Raw genomic sequence first — 20,179 nt, 5'->3', positions numbered from 1 at the left:
TCGCCAACAGGCAGCGGCTGCAGTGAAACCGCCCGCGCCGGCCGTTGCCCCTGCCGCTCCTTCTGGATGCGATCGCAACTATTCAGGAGCATGCGTGCCAGTTGCTTCCGATGTGGATTGCGCCGGCGGGAGCGGCAACGGCCCAGCTTATGTGAGAGGACCTGTGACGGTTGTTGGAACTGACATCTATGGGCTGGACCGCGACGGCGACGGTATGGGCTGCGAATAGTGGAGCGGAGTTCCAGGGGAACGGACAGCCGTCGCTGATTCTTCGGCGATCTGTCGGCTGGCGCTGCCAAAGCCTTTCCACACAGGGATTCCTACGAACGGGCAAGCCATCCTTGATGTTCCCGTTGAGTCACTGCGCCACAGCAGCCGCCGTCGCAAAAACATTAGCAGGCATCGGCCGGTGCAGCTTCCACGTAATGGCAATCGGCTTCTCACCCGAATGCTGCACATAGTCCACCTGGCCGAGGCATGTGTACGGAACGGTCAGCCCGGTCTCGTCCTCTGAGGTGTCCCGGGTGAAAATCAGGACCTTCGATCCTTGCGAAGCCCGGTCCAAGTAGCGCCTGCCCGTTGGGCTTCCGGGGGATGTCGCATTCTGGGACTCCCAGTGGAACAGCTCCGGGCTGATGGCGTAATCCTTGTACATCGTGGTCGCCGAGTGCTTCTTGTCGTCCTTGTTGAACGTCACGAAGAAGGCATCCGTAGACGTCGCCGGGCACCAGGCCACGCCCTCCCGGTGCTGCACATTCTTGCCGAGCTCCAGCGAACCGTACTGCAGGGCCGCCAGGATCTCCTCACGCCGGTAGGTGGCGTGGGAGAGCAGAGGGACGTGCTGCAGGCCCGCTCCGAGGCCCTTGGCGGCGTGCTTGGACGCCGCCACGCCGAGCTTCACGAGCTGGCGGATCTCGTTGCAGACAAACTGGTAGCCGCGCAGATAGTCGAGTCCGGCGTCGTGCGACTGGAACCCGCCCCCGTCGTCCCAGAGTGTGTAGAACAGCATGCGGGCGAAGGTCTGTTCCCGCATACCGAGGTCCGCGTAGCGGGGCGCGTCGGTGCCGACGAGCATCGAGTAGGCCTCGGCGCGTTCCGTATCGTCCACATGGATCAGCGCCGCCATGCGGCCGAGGAGCTTCTTCTCGTCGGCGTTCGAAAGGTCCTGAATCCTGCCACTGAGGACCGCCTCCACTGGCGAGAACCCGTCGATCAGGCCTGCCTGGCGGAGATAGCCGGTCCAGGAGTCCTTGGTCGACCGGTAAATCGACTTCACGTCGTTGCCTGACCGCTCCAGGTACGCCTGCAGCTCGGTCTCTGCGTACGAGGCGATGTCCCGGACCAGCTGTGCCCGGTTGAACCGCAGCTGCGCCTTGATGTTGTCCAGCACGACTTTCTGCGCCACCCGGTCCAGCACGATCTGCGAGCCCGACGGCAGGTAGGGGAATTCGTCCTCGACAGCCTTTTCCAGTTCCTTGCGCCCGTAGCCGGTCAGCGCCCGGTAGCGCAGATCGAAGCGGAACTCCCGGCGTTGCTGGCCGATGAAGTCCATGACCGTCAGCACCGCTTTGCCCTCGGCACGGCGCAGCCCACGTCCCAGCTGCTGGAGGAAAATCGTGGCGCTCTGCGTGGGCCGGAGAAGCAGTATGGTGTCCACCTGCGGCAGGTCCAGGCCTTCGTTGAAGAGATCGACGGCGAAGATGCAGTTGATCTCCCGTGTGCGGAGCCGCTCCAGCGCCGCCGCGCGGTCGGCGTCGTCGGTGCTCCCGTCGACCGCGACGGAGGCGATGCCGGCGCGGTTGAACACCAGCGCCATGTAGTGGGCGTGCTGGACAGAGACGCAGAAGCCGATGGCCCGCATCTGCTCCGTGCTGGTGACCTTGTCGCGCAGTTCGCGGATCACCTTGGCAGCGCGGGCGTCGTTGCCGGTATAGAGGTTGCTCAGCTGTGCGGTGTCGTAGTTGCCGCGCTTCCATTCCAGCTGGCTGAGGTCGACGTCGTCCGAGACGCCGAAGTAGTGGAACGGCACCAGCAGATCCGCGTCCAGGGCATCCCAGAGGCGCAGTTCGCTGGCGGTGCGGCCGTCGAAGAACTGCTTGGCGACGTCGACGCCGTCGCCGCGTTCCGGCGTCGCGGTCAGCCCGAGGAGCTGCCGCGGCTGCAGGTGGTCCAGCAGCCGGCGGTAGGTGGGCGCCATGGCGTGGTGGAATTCGTCGATGACGACGACGTCGAAGAAGTCCGGCTCCAGCTGCTCGATGCCGAGGGACGAGAGCGACTGGACCGAGGCGAAGATGTGTTTCCAGTGCCGTGGCTTGTGCTCGCCGACGTAGAGTTCGCCGAAGGCGCCGTCCTGCATGACGTCACGGTAGGTGCGCATGGCCTGCTTGAGGATCTCCTGGCGGTGGGCGACGAAGAGCAGCTTGAGATTTTTGCCCTCTGCTTCGCAGAGACGCTTGTAGTCGAGTGCGGCGATGACGGTCTTGCCCGTACCGGTGGCTGCGACCAGAAGGTTGTGGTTGAAGCCCTTGAGCCGCTCGGCTTCGAGGTCTTCAAGCATCTCGTCCTGGTGGAGGAAGGGCTGAAGCTCGAGGCCGGTGGCTGCCCCAGGGACAGCTGTTCGCCGGCCGCCGTTGCGTTCGAGTGCGGCGTCCAGCTTTTCGCCGTCGCGTTCGGGATCGTAGCTCTGGAAGGCGCGCTGTCCCCAGTAGCTGTCGAAGGTGACCTCGAACTTCTGCAGCAGCGCAGGCGTGCCGACGGAGCTGAGCCGGACGTTCCATTCCAGGCCGTCCAGAAGGGCCGCCTGGCTGAGGTTCGAGCTGCCGACGTAGGCGGTGTCGAAGCCGGAGTCCCGGCGGAACAGCCAGGCCTTGGCGTGCAGACGGGTGGCCTGGGTTTCGTAGCTGATCTTCACCTCGGCGCCGTACCGGGTCACCAGCTCGTCGATGGCCCGACGTTCTGTGGCGCCCATATAGGTGGTGGTGATGACCCGGAGTTTCGCGCCGCGCTCCTTGAGCTCCTCAAGCGCCGGATGGAGCAGCCGGAGGCCCGTCCAGCGGACGAAGGCGCAAAGCAGGTCCACTGTGTTGGCGGACTCGATCTCTGCCCGGAGCTCGGCCGCGAGGTTCGGATCGTCCTTGCTGTTGGTGAGGAGCGCCGAATCACTCAGCTTTGTGGTGGGGCGGCGGAGTTGTCTGCGCTTGAGTCCGGCTGGACGGTGGAGGGACTGAAGCTGAGTCGGGCCGTTGGCGATACGGTTGCCTTGCTCGACTTCCAACAGAACTCGATTGGCGAGAGCCACGCGCTCACCTGGCTTGGCAGCGGCCAAAGCTCGACGAACCACCTGGGCGACGTGACGGGCAAGGATATCCGGACTATCCGCGTCCTCGACGGAATCGAAATGCGCCTCGAGTTGAGGAGTTCTCGTCAGATCGGCAGTCAGAGCCTCGGTGCTGAGGAGCTCGTAAAGTCCTTCAGACAGTTGTCCTACTGCCATTCCCCCATTGGATGTATTCACTGCGCCAGGCTATTCGCTGGAACCCAGAAAGACCAACGCCACGCCAATTCTGGACATCTAAAAAAGCACTTAGAAAGACCAGCTCGTCTGTACTTTATAGCGGAGCCGCCCCACGGAGTTTCAACCTGCTCCAAATACAGAAGACAGTGGAACCCAGAAAACGCTAATTGACGTGAGGCGGAGCTCAACGGCACAGAGGTCCCTGACGAAAAATGGAGTCGAGCATTGGCAAGCAATGTCTTCGATTCGAAGACCGCTCGGCCGCCCATTTCGATCGGTTATGTCAACACGTTTAAAGAGGAGCCCGCTAGACGCCAGACACAGACTTCCACATCAGAGGCCCGCTCGCCGAGTATCCGAGCACGAACTCCGCCGCCGCAGACGACGATGTAAATGTCAGGGGCTCCACGAGCTTCAGCAGATCTCCTTCCTCAACTAGCACTTGCTTCAGTCGTAGCCCGTCGCGGAGATCCTTGAACGAATTCCGCATCGAGACTCTAACTTGTGGGCGCACCATCGCTTCCTCGACGACAAAGTGTCCGTTTCCTGAGAACCGTCCTAGCGCGTGCACGCCACCCGTGCCGAAAAGAGTCAGGACTCCGTGCGCGTCCGGGTCTGATTCCTCCGCGTTCTCCTCGCCAAGGTTCCAAATGCCAACCAGCCGATTCACAAGGTCCGAATGACGACGCTCGACGACTTCCGGCGTCCAAGAAACTGAGTTCAAGACCTGCGACGTCAGAGCAAAATTTGATGTTCCTCGAGAGCTCTGGAAATACTTAGACTTCTTCTCCGTAAAGTCGTAGTTCTGTGCCTGCGAATTCTTGCTGCGGCTCAGGAGCACGAGGTTGCCAAGACGATGGAGCCACTGACCATGGTCGTACTCTGTGAAGTCTTCGTTCCATTCTGATCCTTCCCGGGGAGTCTGCGGGAGAACATGCTCAATGGACACAACCCTGTGCTCATAACTGACTCCGCTGGCATCAGCAAGATCCTCGTCCAGTCTCAGCAGGACGTACTTAGCCTGTGCGGAATTCCTGTAGATTTCGCCGTCGAGTTCGTTTCTGCACTTGGCTAGTTCCTCGCCGGAGAGCTTGAGCGCGGGTGACTGCATCCCTCTTCCCGCTGCAAGCTGTTTGAGGAGTTCTACGTATCTACTGGCCCGAGGAGTGGCGTAGTAGCGCTGCAGAAGCATCGACGCAGCCAGCCGCTCTAGCGATGTCAGGAAGGACAGGAGCGACGACTCGTCCATTTGCGGATCACAGATAGCCCAGAGCGCAGGCGCGACCCAGTCGTTATTAGCCAGACGATTCAGCTGGCGGCGGTGTCAACCCGTCTTAGCAACGTCGTCGTTGAGTAGCTTGGTGAATACTTCCCTCGGTGTGAAGTAGCCCAGGACGGCGCGTGGTCTGTCGTTGAGTTCATCGGCGATGGAGTCCAGGAACGGCTGGTGGCTGGGAAGGACTTCGCCTTTGGGCAGGTATTCCCGGATGAGGCCGTTGGTGTTTTCGTTGCTGGGCCGCTCCCACGGTGAGTGCGGGTGGGCGAAGTACACGGGCAGGTCCGTGGCGAGTGTCAGCTGGGCGTGGCGGGCCATTTCGGTGCCCTGGTCCCAGGTCAGGGATCCGCGCATCAGTGCCGGCAGGTCATTGACTTTCTCGATCAGCACATCGGCCAGTCCTGCAGACTTTTTGCCGTCGGGAAGGCCGAGCATGATCAGGAATCTGCTGTTCCGCTCCACCAGCGTGGCCACAGCGGTCCTGCCGGCCTTGCCGACCACGAGATCCCCTTCCCACGCCCCTGGAACCCGCCGGTCCGCGGCCTCTTCCGGGCGGTCATCGATGCTGACCATGCCGATGATCCTCCCGCCTGTCCGCTCACCCAACGGCTTGCGGGTTTTTCGCTTGGTTCGTTTGGACTGCAGCAGGATCCCGGACTTCGCCAGCTCGCCCTTGGGCAGGGCGTAGATCCACCGGTAGATGGCCTCGTGGGAGACGGTCCGGCCTTGCGCGTCAGGAGATTTAACCATGGTCTCAACGCTGGTCTCCGTGGCTTCCAAACGCAAGCGCCCGGCGATCTGCCGCGGCGTCCTGGACCGGAACAGGTCAGCCTTCACCCGTGCCGCGAGGACAGGATCGGTGTCCATCTTCCGGGCCTGCGGACGGCTGCGTTTCCGCTCCGCCCTCACGTCTGCGGTGACAGGGCGGTAGCCACGGGTCTTGGTGGAATTCCGCCGCCGTTCACGCCACACGATCGTGTGGTCCCGGCCGATATCGGACCCGATCTGCCGGTCCGTTTTACCGGCCTGAAGCCCCACCGCGATATCCGCCCGATCCGAAAAAGTCAACGCCCTGCGCGCCACCGGCAACCCCTCTATTCAACGTGTTGTTGCTTCGAGGGTATGACACCGCCGGCGGATCTTCTGGTTAATGCTTGGTGCATGTGTTGAGCCAGAAAAGGAAGCATCCCGAACTTGTTCAAAAGCCGACGCATAAGGCACAAGGACATCATCGACGAATTTTCCGGCTTCGCCCGAAAACTGGCTATTGAGAACCTCTTGAAATTCTTTTAGCAAGGACTGCTTTGCCCGCTCCTGAACGAATATTGTACGAAGATGCAAGAACAGATCTGCGAATGGCTCCTGGCCGAGCTGTTCTTCTGCATCCTCCCACTTGGTGGAGTATTCGGTTCGCTTGGATTCGTCGATGGATCCTATGACTCGCGCCTTGAATATGTCGGCTGGCGACAGTTGCAGACCGCGGGAATTCATCACGCTGAACACTCTGTGTGCGCTGTCCTCAGTGGAGGTACTGACGACCACTAGAAACGTCTCGTTGACGAGCAACGACCCTAAACTTAAGCGCTCAGCACTCGTCTTCGTTTTGAGGATTTCCACGAACAACGATGCGTTGTCCCGAAGACGGCGTTGGACACTTCCATCAAGTACCTGATGGTCAGGGAGGGATACAAGGAGACCAATACCGTCAGGTGACTGGACGAATTTAGTAAAGAATTCGCGATCCCGGGCTCGAAGCTTCAGGCGGGCCTCCGCCCTCGTTCCCGCAACTACGTCTCCTGGCTGCTGTATCCGCTTCATATACGAGGTCTTCTCTTCCGAGCTCTCCGCAAGATGTGCCAGCACAGCAAAAAGGAGTGTGAGTGTAGTAAGCCGCTGTTGGCCGTCAATCACTTCAGCAGCAGGACGCCCCTTCTTCTTGACGAGGACTAGCGACCCCAGAAAGTACGGATCTCCCGACTCCGACGACGCGTTTCGCTCGCCTAGCGCGGTGAGGAGGTCGTCGAGTAGCTGCCCGGCCTGGTCGCGCGTCCACGAGTACGGACGCTGATAGTCGGGAATAGTGAACCGAAAATCATCGTCAAAGATTGAACGCAACGGTAATTCGTGCGCTTCAAGAGTGTTTTCCCTTGGTGACATCATTTCCCCCGTACAAGAATGCGGCAGACCACTGATTTAGGTTGATGGCAACTATAGCGCCGCGACCTGCTCGATAGTCGCAGGATCACTGACTGCCAGATCCGCAGCAGGTACCAGAGCGCCGCGGTCTCCGCCGTCCAGGACCGGAAGCAGGTGCACTGTGCTCCGTTTGGCCGTGCCGATGAGTCCTGGCGGTCGACGGCTGGAATGCTTTCCCTGTCCGGTTCAGGGCCATCCACGTCAACAGGCTGCCGATTCTCCAACCCAATGCCCCCTGTGCCCGCAGCCTGTTGACGGAGGACTGCTGGGGCTGCGGCTGGACGGTGTCCGCGTCGGCTCCTTGCGTAGCTCTAGGTCGCACAACTGTCGGTCCAGTTGCGACTGATGTGCTATCTCGCGGCCCAGAATTATTGGATACACGGGCCTGGAGCCGCCGTGGCTCGGGTCCGGGACGCGCTAGTTCTGTAGGCGTGGAATAGCAACGCTCGACCCGCTCGACACGCGATTGCTGTTCGCCAGGCTGTGGCAGCGGCGCCCGGGGCTTAGACGCCTCTGAGCAATACTCATGATTGTCTTCCCCTTGTAAAGAAACTGCGGTCCTCGTCAACCACCACCACCAGTCACGAGGCCTCTACTCGTGAGAATCATGATGCGGCTACTTCACCTGCCCATCGCTTCCTGTCAATGTCAGAATCGACGTCCGCGACTGCAGTGGTTTCCAACGTGGAGAGACGGTTTCTATCCCTCCACCCTCGACTAACCGATGGTGGGACGCGCCCGGAAGCAGGTCGGGGTCAAAGGGGTGAGCGGCCCTTGGATTGTGATATACGTCCATGCCCTCAATCCAAGTCTCCGTATCCTCTTGCGTGACGAAGTGAACATAGGGCTTGGGGCTTGACGCATCCGGATTAGAGTCCGCGAAATATCCCCGACGAATGAGTACGACGTCGTCAGACCCGAAGCCTGCGCCAACTCCCATTCTATTGAACTTGGAGAGCGTCGCGCTGCTATTGAAGATAACCGCGCTGACGTTCTCTGCATCCGGGAGTGAGAAAAATCCAGATGGGACTTTCTTCTCCCCCCACTTATGCTCAGTAACGGGGATAGGCACAATTGTAAGGCCGCCTTCGGAGTCCTTCTTGGCCTCGTGCTTATATCCATAAAGGTAAGTTTCCAGGGCAGTTCCGCTATATGTCATAGACATCGTGTCGTGAAAGTCCTGGATGGCAAACACTAGCGGCTTCCCAGCCGCTGCTGGCTTTTTCCAGTACTCCTTGCGCAATTTGGCAGTCAGAGGTCCTGCATACCTGATGGGGAGATACTCATGGACGTAAGGTCCTATTTCTGCTTCACTGCTCGGCTTTTGCGACGCTGCTGGCTTCCCGCCAGGTCCCACGCTGGGGTTGATGGTGGTTGCTTCCATGGCAAATTCTCCAAGAGGTCCCGTCGCAAGAAAGTCGGGCGCGGGTGTAGGCCGACCCACAAACAGGCCGGCTTCAGTTAGAGCAGCAAAAAGATATAGTTCCCATAGACGCGCATCAAATCCGGTGGTTTGAAACTGCTCCACAAAGTTTCCGTCAATGTCTTTGTTCCACCGCATCATGGCGCTGATGATGCCTCGTGCAGCTGAGAATCCTTTATCCGAGGCTAAATGGAGGAAGTCCTCGTGGAGCTTCTCTTCAATAGCTAGAGGTGCAAAGAAGTCGACCGGCTGGCCAGTCTCGTCGCCCTGTATGCGCATCGCGGCCAGGTCTGGGCCAATCTTGTTGAGCCGAAGACTCAGTGCCATTACTGCCTGCTCCGGGGTCCCGTGCGAATGAGTCCCGCTAATCCATCGAAACCGGTCATTCAGGTCCCTAGCAAGGATAATCACCCCATAATCACCGTCTGTCCTGTCGAAGACAATAGTCGAAAGAATACTGCCGTCAGCATCCTCAAACCAAGCAAGTTCCTCCATAACGAACACAGCCATTGGGGCGCGAGCATAAGCCGCAAGCGCATCGAATCGGGAGCGGGAAATCAATCGCATAGGGGTGTCCTCTGGTTCCGGCCAGCGCCTGGCACACCCTGGCGCGTCTTGGAAGCCTATCCGGCCGAGTTGGCACCGGAAATGTTGGGGCAGCTCCGATGTCCGGTGTAGCGGGCCCAAAGCCCTGACAGAACGACGTGCAGGACGGGTTCCGGAAGCTCGGCCCGGTATAGACGGGGTTCTGAGAACGGAGGGCTCGCACCGAGCGCGCTCTCCGGACAGCGTTGCACGCCGCGTCCAGTGCGGTTGCTATGGCCATTTCGTTGGACGTAAGATCGCGATCAGTTCGACAATAACCGTGAAAATCAGGTTCATCACGGGGTGTGGAACTTCTCGCTGAGCCGGCCGAAGACCGCCTTGGACCGCACGGAGTCCTGGTCCATCGCGTGCAGCAGGCGGGAGGCACTGCCCTGCGCCGCGACAGCGGAGGCGGACTGCGCCACCACCAGGTCGGCGAGGAACACGGCACTGAACAGCTGCCCTCCGATCTGCAGTGCGATGGACCTGGCCGTGCAGGCCGAGTCCTCAAATACACCGCCGGGCCTGACCAGGTGGATCACGTAGGACACCGTCACGATGATGCCGCCGATCAGGGCGATGAGCATGATGGCGCGCGGCATGTTCTTGCGCGGTTCGACGGTCTCCTCGGTGACGGCGGTGACAGCGTCGAACTCGAGGAACGAGTACGCGGCGATGGCGGCGCCGGCGGAGATGGTGGCGAAGCTGGACGTGTGGTTGAAGTATGTCATCCTGCGCAGGATGTCCAAGCGGTGGTTCTTGCTCACCACCAACGAAACGTCGCTTGGTGTGTGGCGAGCTTTTAGGCGTGGAGACTGCCAGCGAGACAGGACCTCATAGAGTTGCGTGGTTATTAGGAAATTGAAGGCACCCGGACCAGGTCCTACCGGATTGGGCTATTTTGACCCAGAGAATCTCGACTCGTGGGACGTCATTTCTAGTGTTTGTGCGGGCGCCTTCGCCTCAGACGTTGATGAAGTCCTCTTTGAGCTCTTATCGGAGGCTGCTCGGGAACATGAGTGGATTCCAAGTCGCCACGGAAACTCGGTGCAGGTTGTGCGGTGGGAATGGGAAAGCTTCGTGGCGGCTGTGAAGTCGGAGTCACGCTTCATTTTCATGCCCGACGCCAATAGCGAAGTTACCTCGGGCCTGCTCCTGAACACCTCGCTGCAGCCAACCGCATGAGCCCTGAAGGCATCCCGATGTTTTACGCCTCTGCCGCCGCCACAACTGCAGTACGGGAGCTCGCCACTCATGGAACGCACAGCTTCGCGAGAATCGGGACATTCCGAAATCAGCGCTCTTGGTGACGCCGTATCGCCGCCCTATAGGCCAGCTTCCGTGGGAAACCATCTGCCCGCGGAGGAAGACTTTAGCAGCTCAGGTGAGAAGTCCCAGCCCGTCTTCACTGTGAACCCCGAAGAAGTGACGACTTACAGGGTAGTTCGCAGGACCGAGGTGGAGCTTGTTTATCTAGCGTTGTGGCCGGCCACGCATCCGGAGCAGCGGTGGCGGCGGTCCGCAGTCGTGCGCCCAACGAGAGAGGCGCAGCCGAACTGGCCGATTCTATGGTCAGCATGGCCAGCTCGGCAAAGCATTGCGGAGGGCACGCCCGGCCCGACCGGACGCGCCCTCCGCGTGCACCGAACCCACGAGGTGGGTCCACAGCCCCTGATTCAGTCGATGAGCACCGGCTCCTTGGCACGCTCCGAGGATTCGACAACCGGCGAAACCTTCCCGTTCCGGTGATGCATCCAGTTCGCCACCGCCAGAAGTGCCACGAGTGCGAACGTGCTCAGGAGCTGGGGACGGGAATCCTCGCCGATGAATCCCACCGTGAAGATCGCCGCGAGGATGACCAGACCGAACACCGTGAGCCAGGGGAAGCCCGGCATCCGCAGGGGAAGCTCCGTTCCCTCGCGGTCGGCGCGGAGGCGCAATGCGAGCTGGGCGAGCAGCGCGGAGGTCCATACCAGCAGGCACGTTGAACCCACGATGTTGAGCAGGACGGGAAGGACCATTTCGGGGAAGGCCAGTTCCAGCACAACCGTGACAACACCGAAGGCAACGCTGGCCAGGACTGCGACAACCGGGACCCGCGCCTTGGACACCGAGGCAAGCAGGCGTGGTGCTTCACCCCGCTCCGCGAGGGAGTACGCCATCCGTGACGCACCGTAGAGGTTGGCGTTGAGGGCCGAGAGCAGCGCTGCGACGGCCACCAGGGTGATGGCGGTGGCTGCGCCGGGCATGCCGGCGGCCTCCAACACGGCAGCGAACGGGCTCTTCAGCCCCGCCGAACCCACGGGAACCACGGCCGCAATAATGAAGATGGAACCGATGTAGAAAACCAGGATGCGCCACAGCACCGTGCGGACCGCTTTCTTCACGCTGCGGGCAGGTTCGGCGGTCTCAGCTGCCGCCACGGAGACAATCTCAGTGCCGCCGAACGCGAACGCCACCACGAAAAGCGCCGTCGCAATCCCGGCAAAACCGCTGGGCGCGAACCCGGCACCCGTGAAGTTGGACAGGCCCGGCGACTGCACGCCCGGCAGCCAGCCGAAGAGCAGCGCAGCGCCCACCAGGAGGAACCCGACGATTGCTGCCACCTTGAGCAGGGCGAACCAGAACTCGAACTCGCCGAAGTTCTTCACACTGGTGAGGTTCACGGCGGTGAGCAGCACGATGAACACGAAGGCCATCAGCCACACCGGCAGGGCCGGGAAGATGGTGGCCAGCAGGCCTGCCGCGCCGAGCGCTTCGGCGGCGATGACCACCACGAGCTGCAGCCACCAGAGCCAGCCCACCGTGGCGCCGGCCACCGGCCCGTAGGCCTTGGCGGTATAGACGGAGAAGGCGCCGCTGTCCGGATTGGCGGCGGCCATCTCGCCGAGGGCCCACATCACCAGGATGATAAGGGTGCCTGCCACGAGGTAGGAGATCAGCACGGCCGGGCCGGCAGCCTGGATGCCGGCGCCGGAGCCGATGAACAGGCCCGCGCCGATGGCGCTTCCGAGGCCCATCATCGTGAGCTGGCGGGGTTTGAGTGCGGCGCCCAGTGCGCGGCCAGACGTCTTTGTCTGTTGTTCCATGGGGAGTCCTCTGGTTGTTGGTGGAACGGATGGGGATTCGGGTCAGTGGTTGCTAAGCAGCGTGGGCTGCCAGGAGCCGGAGCACGCGATCGTTGGAGGCGGGATCGGCAACGGTGATCCGCACGCCGTCGCCCTGGTACGCCCGGACCAGGATGTCTGCGCGGTCGAACGCGTCCACCAGCCTCGCCCGGAGGCTGTTATCTGCGCGGATCCACAGGAAGTTGCCCTGGCTTGGCTGCAGTTTCCAGCCCTGCGCTTCCAGCTGCGCGGCCATCCGGGCGCGCTCCTGCCTGACGGCTGTCACCCGCGATTCCATCTCTTCTCCGGCGTCCAGCGACGCGATGGCAGCCTTCTGGGCCAGCGCACTCACCGAAAAGGGAAGCGCGGTGCGGCGCAGTCCCTCGGCGATGGCCGGCGCCGCCACGGCGTAGCCCACGCGCAGGCCGGCGAGTCCGTAGGCCTTCGAGAAGGTGCGCAGGATGCAGACGTTCGGGTGCTGGCGGTAGAGCGACAGGGAATCGGGGCCGCTGCCCGCTTCGGCGTACTCCACGTAGGCCTCGTCGACCACCACGAGGATGTCGGAACGGACGGACTGCAGGAAGGCCTCGATGCGCTCGTGGCTGATCGGCACGCCGGTGGGGTTGTTGGGAGTGCAGAGCAGGATCACCTTGGTGCGGTCAGTGACGGCCGCGGCCATGGCCTCGAGGTCGTGGCCCTCGGCGTCGTCCAGCGGGATGCGGACCGGCCGGGCGCCGGCCAGCTCAACCAGGATGGGGTACGCCTCGAAGGAGCGCCAGGCGAAGATCACTTCATCGCCGGCGTCGCACAGTCCGGTGATGATCTGTTGGAGGACCCCCACACTGCCGGGCCCCACCGCGACCTCCCCGGCGGTGACGCCCAGGTGCCGGGCGAGCCGTTCGCGGAGTTCGACGGCGGTACTGTCCGGGTAGCGGTTCATGGTGCCGGCCGCTTCGGTCACCGCAGCGGCGGCCGCCGGCAGCGGCTCGTAGTGGCTTTCGTTGCTAGCGAGGGCTGCAATGTCCAGGCCGGCGCTCCGCCGGCCCGGGACGTAGGACGGAAGTCCGGCCACAGCGCCACGAAGGGTGGGAAACGCTGTGTCCGGTGCGGTCAGGAGCTGATCATGGGTCATGAGGAACGATCATGATTGTGACCCGCCCCACAATGCAAGATACCCTCATTCCATTGGGACTTCTGCTCAACTTCTACTGTCTGCGGTGAAAATATGACCATTCCGAGCCCTCGCACCCTGGATTCCCTCGACGGCAGGATCATCCTGGCCCTGGACAAGGATCCCGAGGCCAGCGCCCTGGCACTCTCGCGGGCGCTTGGCGTCGCACGGAACACCGTCCATGCCCGGCTGGCGCGGCTCGAGCGCAGCGGCGCCCTCCGATCCTTCAGCCGCAGGCTGGACCCCGCCGCGCTGGGCTATGAGCTCATGGCCTTCCTTTCGTTGTCCATCAGCCAGACGAGGACCGGAGCGGTGGAAGACGGGCTAGCAGCAATCCCGGAGGTCATCGAGGTGCACGCCACCACCGGGGATGCGGACCTCATGGCCAAGGTGGTGGCCCGCGGCACGGCCGACCTCTACCGCATTACCAATGAGATCCTGGAAATCGACGGCATCCAGCGGACCAGCACCGCCATTTCCGTGCTGGAACTCATGCCGCCGCGTTACGACGGCCTCCTGGCCCGGCTCTCGGAGCAGGAATCCCGCCCCGCCGACTAATACGCATGACCCACACCACAAGCGTGCCTATTTTCACTTCGAACCACTTTCAACTGCCAAAAATACCAATCAAAAACAACTCTCTTGCTGATTCGTGACCCAGCACACAAAATTGCTGCATGACTTCACTCACCGTCTCCGGCCGCGTGGCACAGGTTCTCAGCAGCTATCTCACCGATCTCTTCGGTGTCATGGGCAACGGAAACGTCTACTTCCTGGACGCCGCTGAGAAGCTGGGCCTTCGTTTCTCCGCCGTCCGCCATGAAGGCGCCGCCATCGCCGCAGCCGACGCCTACTACCGCGCCTCGGGCCGTCTCGCAGCGGGCACCACCACCTACGGCCCCGGCTACACCAACGCACTCACCGCCCTCGCCGAGGCGGTCCAGGCCCAAATCCCCGTGGTGCTGGTCACCGGGGACGCTCCGAGCAGTGGCGCCCGTCCTCAGGACGTGGACCAGGCAGCCATCGCCGCAGGCCTCGGCGCGGCCACCTTCACCGTGACCCGCGACGCCGCGGGCTCCATCACGCGGCAGGCGGTGGAGTACGCACTCACCAAGCGCACCGCCGTCGTGATTGCCATCCCCTACGATCTCGCGGCACTCGAGGCGGCAGATGAAGAGCTTCCGGCGCCGTTGGCACCCCAGGTAACGGACGACGTCGACGGCGGACTGGGGCAGGTAGCCCGCCTGCTCGCCGGGGCGAAGCGGCCGCTGATCCTCGCCGGCCGCGGCGCACACCTCGCCGGCGCCGGCCCGGAGCTCCGCGAACTTGCCGACCGGCTCGGCGCGCTGACCGCCGGAACCGCCCTGGCGCTCAACCTCCTCCACGGCGACGGGTATCTCGGCGTCGCGGGCGGCTTCGGCACGGATACCGCGGCCGGGCTCATGGGTGAGGCCGATGTGGTCCTCGTGGCCGGGGCCAGCTTGAGCCCCTTCACCATGCGGTTCGGGCACCTGCTCGGCCCGGACAGCACGGTCATCCAGATCGACGCCGCCCTGCAGCCGACGCACCCCCGGGTGGACACTTTCGTCAGCGCGGACGTGAAGTCTGCTGCGGGACGCATCCTGAAGATGCTGGATGGCCCGGCCTCGCCGGACGCCACCCCCGCAGAAGCCTGGCGCGCGGAAGCCCGCAAACGCCTGGCTGAAGGACCGGCCCACCATCCAGGCTCAGCGGAGACCCCGGACGGCCGGCTGGACCCGCGCTCCCTTGCCACGGCATTGGATGTGGTGCTGCCGGAGCGCCGCACGGTGGTCCAGGACGGAGGGCACTTCGTCGGCTGGGCACCCATGTACTGGCGCATCCCGAGGCCACAGGACCTGGTCATGGTGGGGACCGCCTACCAGACCATCGGGCTGGGCCTTGCCAGCGCCGTCGGGGCAGCCCGCGCGGTGGAGGACGGCCGCACCCTGGTGCTGGCCTCCGGCGACGGCGGTTTCCTGATGGGCCTGTCCGACCTCGAATCGCTGATTGGCGCGGCGAGCAGCGCCGTCGTCGTGATCTACAACGATGCCGCCTATGGAGCCGAAATCCACCAGTACGGCTCCCAGGGCCTGACCGAAAAGCCCATGCTGATCCCCGAGGTGGACTTCAGCGGCGTCGCTCGAGCGCTTGGTGCCGAATCGGCGATCATCCGCTCGCTGGCGGACCTTTCCGCGCTCACGGACTGGATCGACGCCGGCGCCAGCGGAACCTTTGTGGCCGACTGCCGGATCACGTCGAGCGTCCGGGCCCCGTGGCTGAGCGAGTGGATGGCGGCCTCGCAGGCCGCGAAGGCGGCGGTGGCCGGCTAACGGAATTCACAGGTCCGCGGCCTACCATGTTCCACATGAAGGCTGCCCGGGACGCACGCTCTGCCGCCGTTGTGATCAACGCCGGATCACGCCGAGGGGCGTCACACGAACTTGCCGTGGACGTGATGCGAAAGGCCGGCGTGCCAATCTCCGCCGTGCACCGCGTGCTGTCGGGGGCAGACCTGGCCGGGGCGCTTGACCGGGTGCTGGCGGACGGGCACGACCTAATGGTTGTCGGCGGCGGCGACGGGACTGTCTCCTACGCCGCCGGCCGGGTTGCCGGCACCAACGTTATGCTCGGCGTTCTTCCACTGGGCACGGCCAACGACTTCGCCCGCACGCTGGAGATACCGAACAATCTTGCCGAGGCGTGCGCCACCGTCGCCGAAGGCAAGGTGGTGGACATCGACCTCGGCCGGGCCAACGGTGAGCCGTTCCTCAACGTCGCATCCGTGGGCCTCTCGGTGGCGGCTACCGAAGCGCTCAGCCCCCGCTTGAAGCGGTACATCGGGCCATTGGCCTACAGCATCGCCACGCTTCGGGCTTATGCCCGGCACAAGCCATTTCGGGTCCGCCTCGAGTTCCCGGAGGGTGACCACGAGCCGCTGGAGCTCGAGGACCTGCTCCAGGTGGCGGTCGGCAACGGCCGGCATTACGGCGGCGGCAACACGGTCTCCCCCACCGCAGGCATCGATGACCACATCCTTGATATCTACGCCATCCTGGCGGGGCCTCTGCGGGAGCACGTGAGCATCGCACGGCTGCTCAAAGACGGAAGCTTCATCAAACACGACCGGGTGTACCACCTGACCACCAGGAGTGTGCGGCTGGTCACCGACGAGCCGCCGGTGAACCTCGACGGCGAGATCGCCACCACCACGCCCACCGACTTCACCGTCCAGCGTAACGCCGTCCACGTGGTGGTGCCGCAGAGCAGCACCAGCGCGCTGTTCGACGGACCCGGCGCCTAGGCCCATCCTGAGGGCTTCACCACCGCGATCCTGACGTTCATCCACAGCTGGAACGAGTTCATCATCGCGCTGTCGATGATCAACGATCCCAAGATCCAGACCGCCACGGTCGCGATCTCCAAGTTCACCGGCGCCACCGAATTCCAGGCGCCCTTCGGCGAGCAGATGGCCGCCGGCGTGATCGTCACCGTCCCGCTGGTGATCATGGTGCTGATCTTCCAGCGCCGGATCGTCGAGGGCCTCACCGCGGGCGCCAGCAAATGAGCCCTCTCGAATTCGGCACCGTTGAGGAAACCACCCTCACGCCGGATGTGCACTGGTGGCACTCCGCCGTCATCTACCAGGTCTATCCGCGCTCCTTCGCCGACGGCGACGGCGACGGCGTGGGCGACCTCGCCGGGCTCACCGCCCGCCTGCCGTACATCGCCTCGCTCGGCGTCGACGGCATCTGGATGACCCCGTTCCAGTCCTCCCCGCAGGTGGACCAGGGCTACGACGTGTCCGACTACTCCGGCGTGGACCCGCTGTTCGGCACCATGGAACAGTTCGACCATCTGCTGGAACTCGCCCACTCGCTGGGCCTGCGCGTGCTGCTCGACGTCGTCCCCAACCACTGCTCGTCGGAGCACCCGCTGTTCCAGGCGGCCCTCGTGGCCGGCCCGGGCTCGCCGGAACGGGACATGTTCCACTTTGTTGAAGGGCGCGATGCTGACACCCCGCCGAACAACTGGCAGAGCGTCTTCGGCGGCCGCGCCTGGAGCCGCGCCACCCCCGGCTCGGCGAAGGACACCAACTGGTACTTGCACCTGTTCTCGGCCGAACAGCCGGACTGGAACTGGCGCAACCCCGCCGTCGGCGACTACTTCGACGGCGTGCTGCGCTTCTGGTTCGACAAGGGCGTGGACGGGCTTCGGATCGACGTCGCCCATGCCCTGTTCAAGGCCGAGGGCCTGCCGGACTCGCCCTCCACCGGCGGGGTGGTGGACGGGCTGCGGTCCAACCCGCAGGTCTCGGACCAGGAGGAAGTCCACGAGGTCTACCGGCGCTGGCGTGTCCTGGCCGAGAAGTATGAGCCGCACCGCCTGCTGGTGGGCGAGGTCAACCTGGAACCGGCCCGCGCCGCCCGCTACACCCGCGCGGACGAAATGCAGCAGGCCTTCGCCTTCGCGTTCGTGAAACTCGGCTGGGACCCCGCGGACTGGGCCACCGCCGGCAACGAACTCGAAGCCGCCCGCCAGCTCCACGGCGCCACCCCTACCTGGGCGCTGGAGAACCACGACATCGTCCGCTCCGTCACCCGCTTCGGCGGCGGGGACGTTGGCGCCCTGCGGGCCCGCGCCGCACTGGTCGCCCTGCTGGGTCTGCCCGGCCCGGCATACCTGTACCAGGGCCAGGAGCTTGGGCTGCCCGAGGTCGACGTCCCGCTCGAGGCCCGGGTGGATCCGATGTGGGCCCGCGGCGGCGTCTGCCGCGACGGCGCCCGCGTGCCGCTGCCCTGGACCGAGGACGTCGCGCTGAACCACGGCTTTTCGCTGACTGAACCAGCCGCTGCGGTTCAGGCATCAGGTGTCAGTTTCCGAAGTCGTCTGCACGGAATGTCCACACTCGCCTGCACGGCCCTCTACAAGTCCGTATGAGGAACCCTCACCGGACAGTTGAAGCCTCGTCGGGACGGATGACTTTCGGTGAAGTGAAATCCGAGTTATCCACGACGAACGTGGCACGTTCCCAGGGTCGTGCAGCGTCGAAGTAGAGGCGCTGTCCGCCGACGTACCGGCGCATCGTTGGGTGCTCAGGGTCGGGGTTGCTACCGTTCCGAACTGCCATTCGTGCCGCGGTCTCGGTGAACGGAACATCCAGGAATACCGACGCATCCCAGAAGGAGGTGAGTTCATCGCGGTGCAGGAACATGCCTTCGACAACGACCAGTGCATCCGATGGAGCGCGAACGACCTCCACTTGTGGCATTCGGTCGGTCACTGCGTCGTAGCAAACCGGCGAGTACCAGCCGTCTCCCTTTGGGCCGAGTGGCGCGAGCAACCGATCCTGCAGGGCCGCGTAGTTGTAGGTATCCTCCCAGAACCCTTCGGGTGAAGCACGTCCCTTGGCATGCCTCACGGGCGAGGGGTTTAGAAAGTCGTCGGCGTGGATGACGATCACGGGTCGATTCTGGATCTCGAATGCCAGGTTTGCGGCGAAGAATGTCTTGCCACTGCCATCCACGCCGTCGACTGCCACTACTCGGCGCCCTGGACCGACGGCGCTGAGAATGTCAGTTTGCCAGTGATCGCATGAACTGTTTCATATCGCCATTTTGCCCGAAGCGACCCCTAACGAGCGTCCGCAAGAGGATCCCTCAACGGGCAGGTTCGATGCCCGAGGGCTCGAAGACTGTGCGGCGCGATCGATTAGGTTTTAAGCTCGAAGTAGCCCATCTCAAGATCATGTTCGATCTGAGCACGAACGTTCGCGATCACGTGCAGGAGGTCGTTGAATCTCTGGCTTTTTCGTAGGTGTTGCCGTTGCCACGTTCCTGCGACCGTAAATCGTGACTTCGCATCAAGAGATAGTACTGAATTCCCTTGTGGTTTCGTTCCGTTAGGTGTCTTCTTGGAGGGCCGGGAATAGCGAGAGCAGAAATCCCGACGAGCAACTGTTGGGACTGACTGGGGGGTCCTTTTCCCCGCTGATTAGCGGAGGCCAAGTCTTACCACTTTTGCTACAGGAGACAAAGATGTATAAGCGATTTTTTGCGATCATCGCCGCCATGGCGATGCTCTTGTTCGGCGTCACCACATCGGCGCTGGCCGCCACCACCACCATCGATCCCGCTGCCGCCCCGACGGGCACGCATCTTCAGTCGGGAACGATCGGCTGTAGCGTCACAGCAACCCAGGTCGACTGCACCACGTTCGAATTGGCGGGCGTCGGAAACGCCAATGCCGAAGCAACCTTGTCCACGACTTACACGGCCACGGTCCAATGCCGCAACCGCGGTGGCCAGATCGTCGAGGTCAAGTCTCAGGTCACGACCGTGCCGGCGACCACCGGAGACCTCGCACCCAAGAACGGCAGGCTCAGGGTAACAGCGCTGAGCTCGTCGCCCGTCCCGACGGCGGCAGACTTCGTGGCCCGAGCGACCTGCCCCAACGGCAACTGGACCAAGGAACTGCTCGGAGGAACCATCACGCTCAGCAGCTTCACCTACACGCTGCACTTCGCCGGCTTCACCGGCGACTACATCACGATCACCGGGCCGTGACCATCGCACGCCAGTAGTTTCGCGCAAGACGGAGAACCGGGGCCAGGCCCCGGTTCTCTGACGTCGACGGCGCCATCTCGTTGAGGCTGTACGAGGCGCCACGAACAACTCTGATCGTTGCGATCCTCGGAGCCCTGGTATTTGGATGGCTGGGTATCAGTGGGCTCATCGAAGGTGCTGACATATGGAAGCCGGTCCTTGCACTAGCTTTTGCAGCTGCCTGGTTGGCCGTGGGCTTGACGAGTGGAGAAGAATAAGGCAAAGCTCCGCAGCCGGAACGCCAGCTCTGCATAAGTGCGTCATCATATACAGCACCTTTTGGG

15 protein-coding genes and 2 pseudogenes are annotated in these 20,179 nt (G+C 63.1%); 8 read left to right on the top strand and 9 right to left on the bottom strand.

Annotation, left to right across the window (positions count from 1 at the left end; genetic code table 11):
- Window positions 1-358: 358 nt before the first annotated feature.
- The 6 genes from ASPU41_RS10360 to ASPU41_RS10335 all read right to left on the bottom strand — a co-directional run bounded on the left by ASPU41_RS10360 (window position 359) and on the right by ASPU41_RS10335 (window position 9,761).
- A complete protein-coding gene (locus ASPU41_RS10360; RefSeq protein WP_069950851.1) occupies window positions 359-3,493 on the bottom strand; it encodes a DUF3427 domain-containing protein in 3,135 nt (1,044 codons plus the stop codon).
- Window positions 3,494-3,821: 328 nt separating this feature from the next.
- Window positions 3,822-4,763: a DUF4357 domain-containing protein gene (locus ASPU41_RS10355; protein WP_069950850.1), complete on the bottom strand. Its 942-nt coding sequence runs from the start codon at window positions 4,761-4,763 to the stop codon at window positions 3,822-3,824.
- A 75-nt stretch (window positions 4,764-4,838) separates the two neighbouring features.
- Window positions 4,839-5,873: an IS30 family transposase gene (locus ASPU41_RS10350; protein ID WP_069952410.1), complete on the bottom strand. Its 1,035-nt coding sequence runs from the start codon at window positions 5,871-5,873 to the stop codon at window positions 4,839-4,841.
- Between the two features lie 15 nt (window positions 5,874-5,888).
- Entirely contained in the window at window positions 5,889-6,950 is a 1,062-nt protein-coding gene (locus ASPU41_RS10345) for a DUF262 domain-containing protein (RefSeq protein WP_083266458.1), read from the bottom strand.
- Between the two features lie 652 nt (window positions 6,951-7,602).
- On the bottom strand, window positions 7,603-8,904 hold the full coding sequence (locus ASPU41_RS10340; protein ID WP_197515638.1) for a hypothetical protein: 1,302 nt from the start codon (window positions 8,902-8,904) through the stop codon (window positions 7,603-7,605).
- A gap of 386 nt (window positions 8,905-9,290) precedes the next feature.
- Complete coding sequence (locus tag ASPU41_RS10335; RefSeq protein WP_231941046.1) at window positions 9,291-9,761, bottom strand: hypothetical protein; 471 nt, start codon at window positions 9,759-9,761, stop codon at window positions 9,291-9,293.
- A gap of 79 nt (window positions 9,762-9,840) precedes the next feature.
- Here ASPU41_RS10335 and ASPU41_RS24030 point away from each other — a divergent pair, with 79 nt between their 5' ends.
- Together ASPU41_RS24030 and ASPU41_RS24025 are read left to right on the top strand one after the other, a co-directional pair.
- Window positions 9,841-10,179: a HEPN-associated N-terminal domain-containing protein gene (locus ASPU41_RS24030; protein WP_442856195.1), complete on the top strand. Its 339-nt coding sequence runs from the start codon at window positions 9,841-9,843 to the stop codon at window positions 10,177-10,179.
- Window positions 10,161-10,304 (top strand): annotated as a pseudogene (locus ASPU41_RS24025) (RES domain-containing protein); the annotation flags it as partial. The gene ASPU41_RS24030 and the pseudogene ASPU41_RS24025, both read left to right, overlap by 19 nt.
- Window positions 10,305-10,670: 366 nt before the next feature.
- Here ASPU41_RS24025 and ASPU41_RS10330 read toward each other — a convergent pair.
- Together ASPU41_RS10330 and hisC are read right to left on the bottom strand one after the other, a co-directional pair.
- Window positions 10,671-12,083: an amino acid permease gene (locus ASPU41_RS10330; RefSeq protein ID WP_069950847.1), complete on the bottom strand. Its 1,413-nt coding sequence runs from the start codon at window positions 12,081-12,083 to the stop codon at window positions 10,671-10,673.
- A gap of 52 nt (window positions 12,084-12,135) precedes the next feature.
- Window positions 12,136-13,233 (bottom strand): histidinol-phosphate transaminase, encoded by a 1,098-nt coding sequence (gene hisC, locus ASPU41_RS10325; protein WP_069950846.1) that lies wholly within the window; start codon window positions 13,231-13,233, stop codon window positions 12,136-12,138.
- Between the two features lie 93 nt (window positions 13,234-13,326).
- Between hisC and ASPU41_RS10320 the strand changes: the two genes are divergently transcribed.
- The 5 genes and pseudogenes from ASPU41_RS10320 to ASPU41_RS10300 all read left to right on the top strand — a co-directional run bounded on the left by ASPU41_RS10320 (window position 13,327) and on the right by ASPU41_RS10300 (window position 18,231).
- Entirely contained in the window at window positions 13,327-13,830 is a 504-nt protein-coding gene (locus ASPU41_RS10320) for an Lrp/AsnC family transcriptional regulator (RefSeq protein ID WP_069950845.1), read from the top strand.
- A gap of 119 nt (window positions 13,831-13,949) precedes the next feature.
- On the top strand, window positions 13,950-15,623 hold the full coding sequence (locus ASPU41_RS10315; RefSeq protein WP_069950844.1) for a thiamine pyrophosphate-binding protein: 1,674 nt from the start codon (window positions 13,950-13,952) through the stop codon (window positions 15,621-15,623).
- A 35-nt stretch (window positions 15,624-15,658) separates the two neighbouring features.
- Entirely contained in the window at window positions 15,659-16,594 is a 936-nt protein-coding gene (locus tag ASPU41_RS10310) for a lipid kinase (RefSeq protein WP_069952619.1), read from the top strand.
- Window positions 16,595-16,858: pseudogene (locus tag ASPU41_RS10305) on the top strand (carbohydrate ABC transporter permease); the annotation flags it as partial.
- Window positions 16,855-18,231, top strand: a complete 1,377-nt coding sequence (locus ASPU41_RS10300; protein ID WP_231941045.1) for an alpha-amylase family glycosyl hydrolase — start codon at window positions 16,855-16,857, stop codon at window positions 18,229-18,231. The pseudogene ASPU41_RS10305 and the gene ASPU41_RS10300, both read left to right, overlap by 4 nt.
- A 7-nt stretch (window positions 18,232-18,238) precedes the next feature.
- Here ASPU41_RS10300 and ASPU41_RS10295 read toward each other — a convergent pair whose 3' ends face one another.
- Window positions 18,239-18,832: a uridine kinase gene (locus ASPU41_RS10295; RefSeq protein ID WP_231941044.1), complete on the bottom strand. Its 594-nt coding sequence runs from the start codon at window positions 18,830-18,832 to the stop codon at window positions 18,239-18,241.
- Between the two features lie 496 nt (window positions 18,833-19,328).
- Here ASPU41_RS10295 and ASPU41_RS10290 point away from each other — a divergent pair, with 496 nt between their 5' ends.
- Window positions 19,329-19,856 (top strand): hypothetical protein, encoded by a 528-nt coding sequence (locus ASPU41_RS10290; RefSeq protein WP_069950842.1) that lies wholly within the window; start codon window positions 19,329-19,331, stop codon window positions 19,854-19,856.
- The last annotated feature ends 323 nt before the right edge of the window (window positions 19,857-20,179 follow it).

It is taken from the genome of Arthrobacter sp. U41 (assembly GCF_001750145.1).
Classification (GTDB): Bacteria; Actinomycetota; Actinomycetes; order Actinomycetales; family Micrococcaceae; genus Arthrobacter.
This window is presented reverse-complemented; position numbering and strand designations above follow the sequence as displayed.

Coding starts and splice junctions, on each gene's coding strand:
- ASPU41_RS10360 (WP_069950851.1), bottom strand. CDS start 3,493: ATGGCAGTAGGACAACTGTCTGAAGGACTTTACGAGCTCCTCAGCACC.
- ASPU41_RS10355 (WP_069950850.1), bottom strand. CDS start 4,763: ATGGACGAGTCGTCGCTCCTGTCCTTCCTGACATCGCTAGAGCGGCTG.
- ASPU41_RS10345 (WP_083266458.1), bottom strand. CDS start 6,950: ATGATGTCACCAAGGGAAAACACTCTTGAAGCGCACGAATTACCGTTG.
- ASPU41_RS10340 (WP_197515638.1), bottom strand. CDS start 8,904: ATGGAGGAACTTGCTTGGTTTGAGGATGCTGACGGCAGTATTCTTTCG.
- ASPU41_RS10330 (WP_069950847.1), bottom strand. CDS start 12,083: ATGGAACAACAGACAAAGACGTCTGGCCGCGCACTGGGCGCCGCACTC.
- hisC (WP_069950846.1), bottom strand. CDS start 13,233: ATGACCCATGATCAGCTCCTGACCGCACCGGACACAGCGTTTCCCACC.
- ASPU41_RS10320 (WP_069950845.1), top strand. CDS start 13,327: ATGACCATTCCGAGCCCTCGCACCCTGGATTCCCTCGACGGCAGGATC.
- ASPU41_RS10315 (WP_069950844.1), top strand. CDS start 13,950: ATGACTTCACTCACCGTCTCCGGCCGCGTGGCACAGGTTCTCAGCAGC.
- ASPU41_RS10310 (WP_069952619.1), top strand. CDS start 15,659: ATGAAGGCTGCCCGGGACGCACGCTCTGCCGCCGTTGTGATCAACGCC.
- ASPU41_RS10300 (WP_231941045.1), top strand. CDS start 16,855: ATGAGCCCTCTCGAATTCGGCACCGTTGAGGAAACCACCCTCACGCCG.
- ASPU41_RS10290 (WP_069950842.1), top strand. CDS start 19,329: ATGTATAAGCGATTTTTTGCGATCATCGCCGCCATGGCGATGCTCTTG.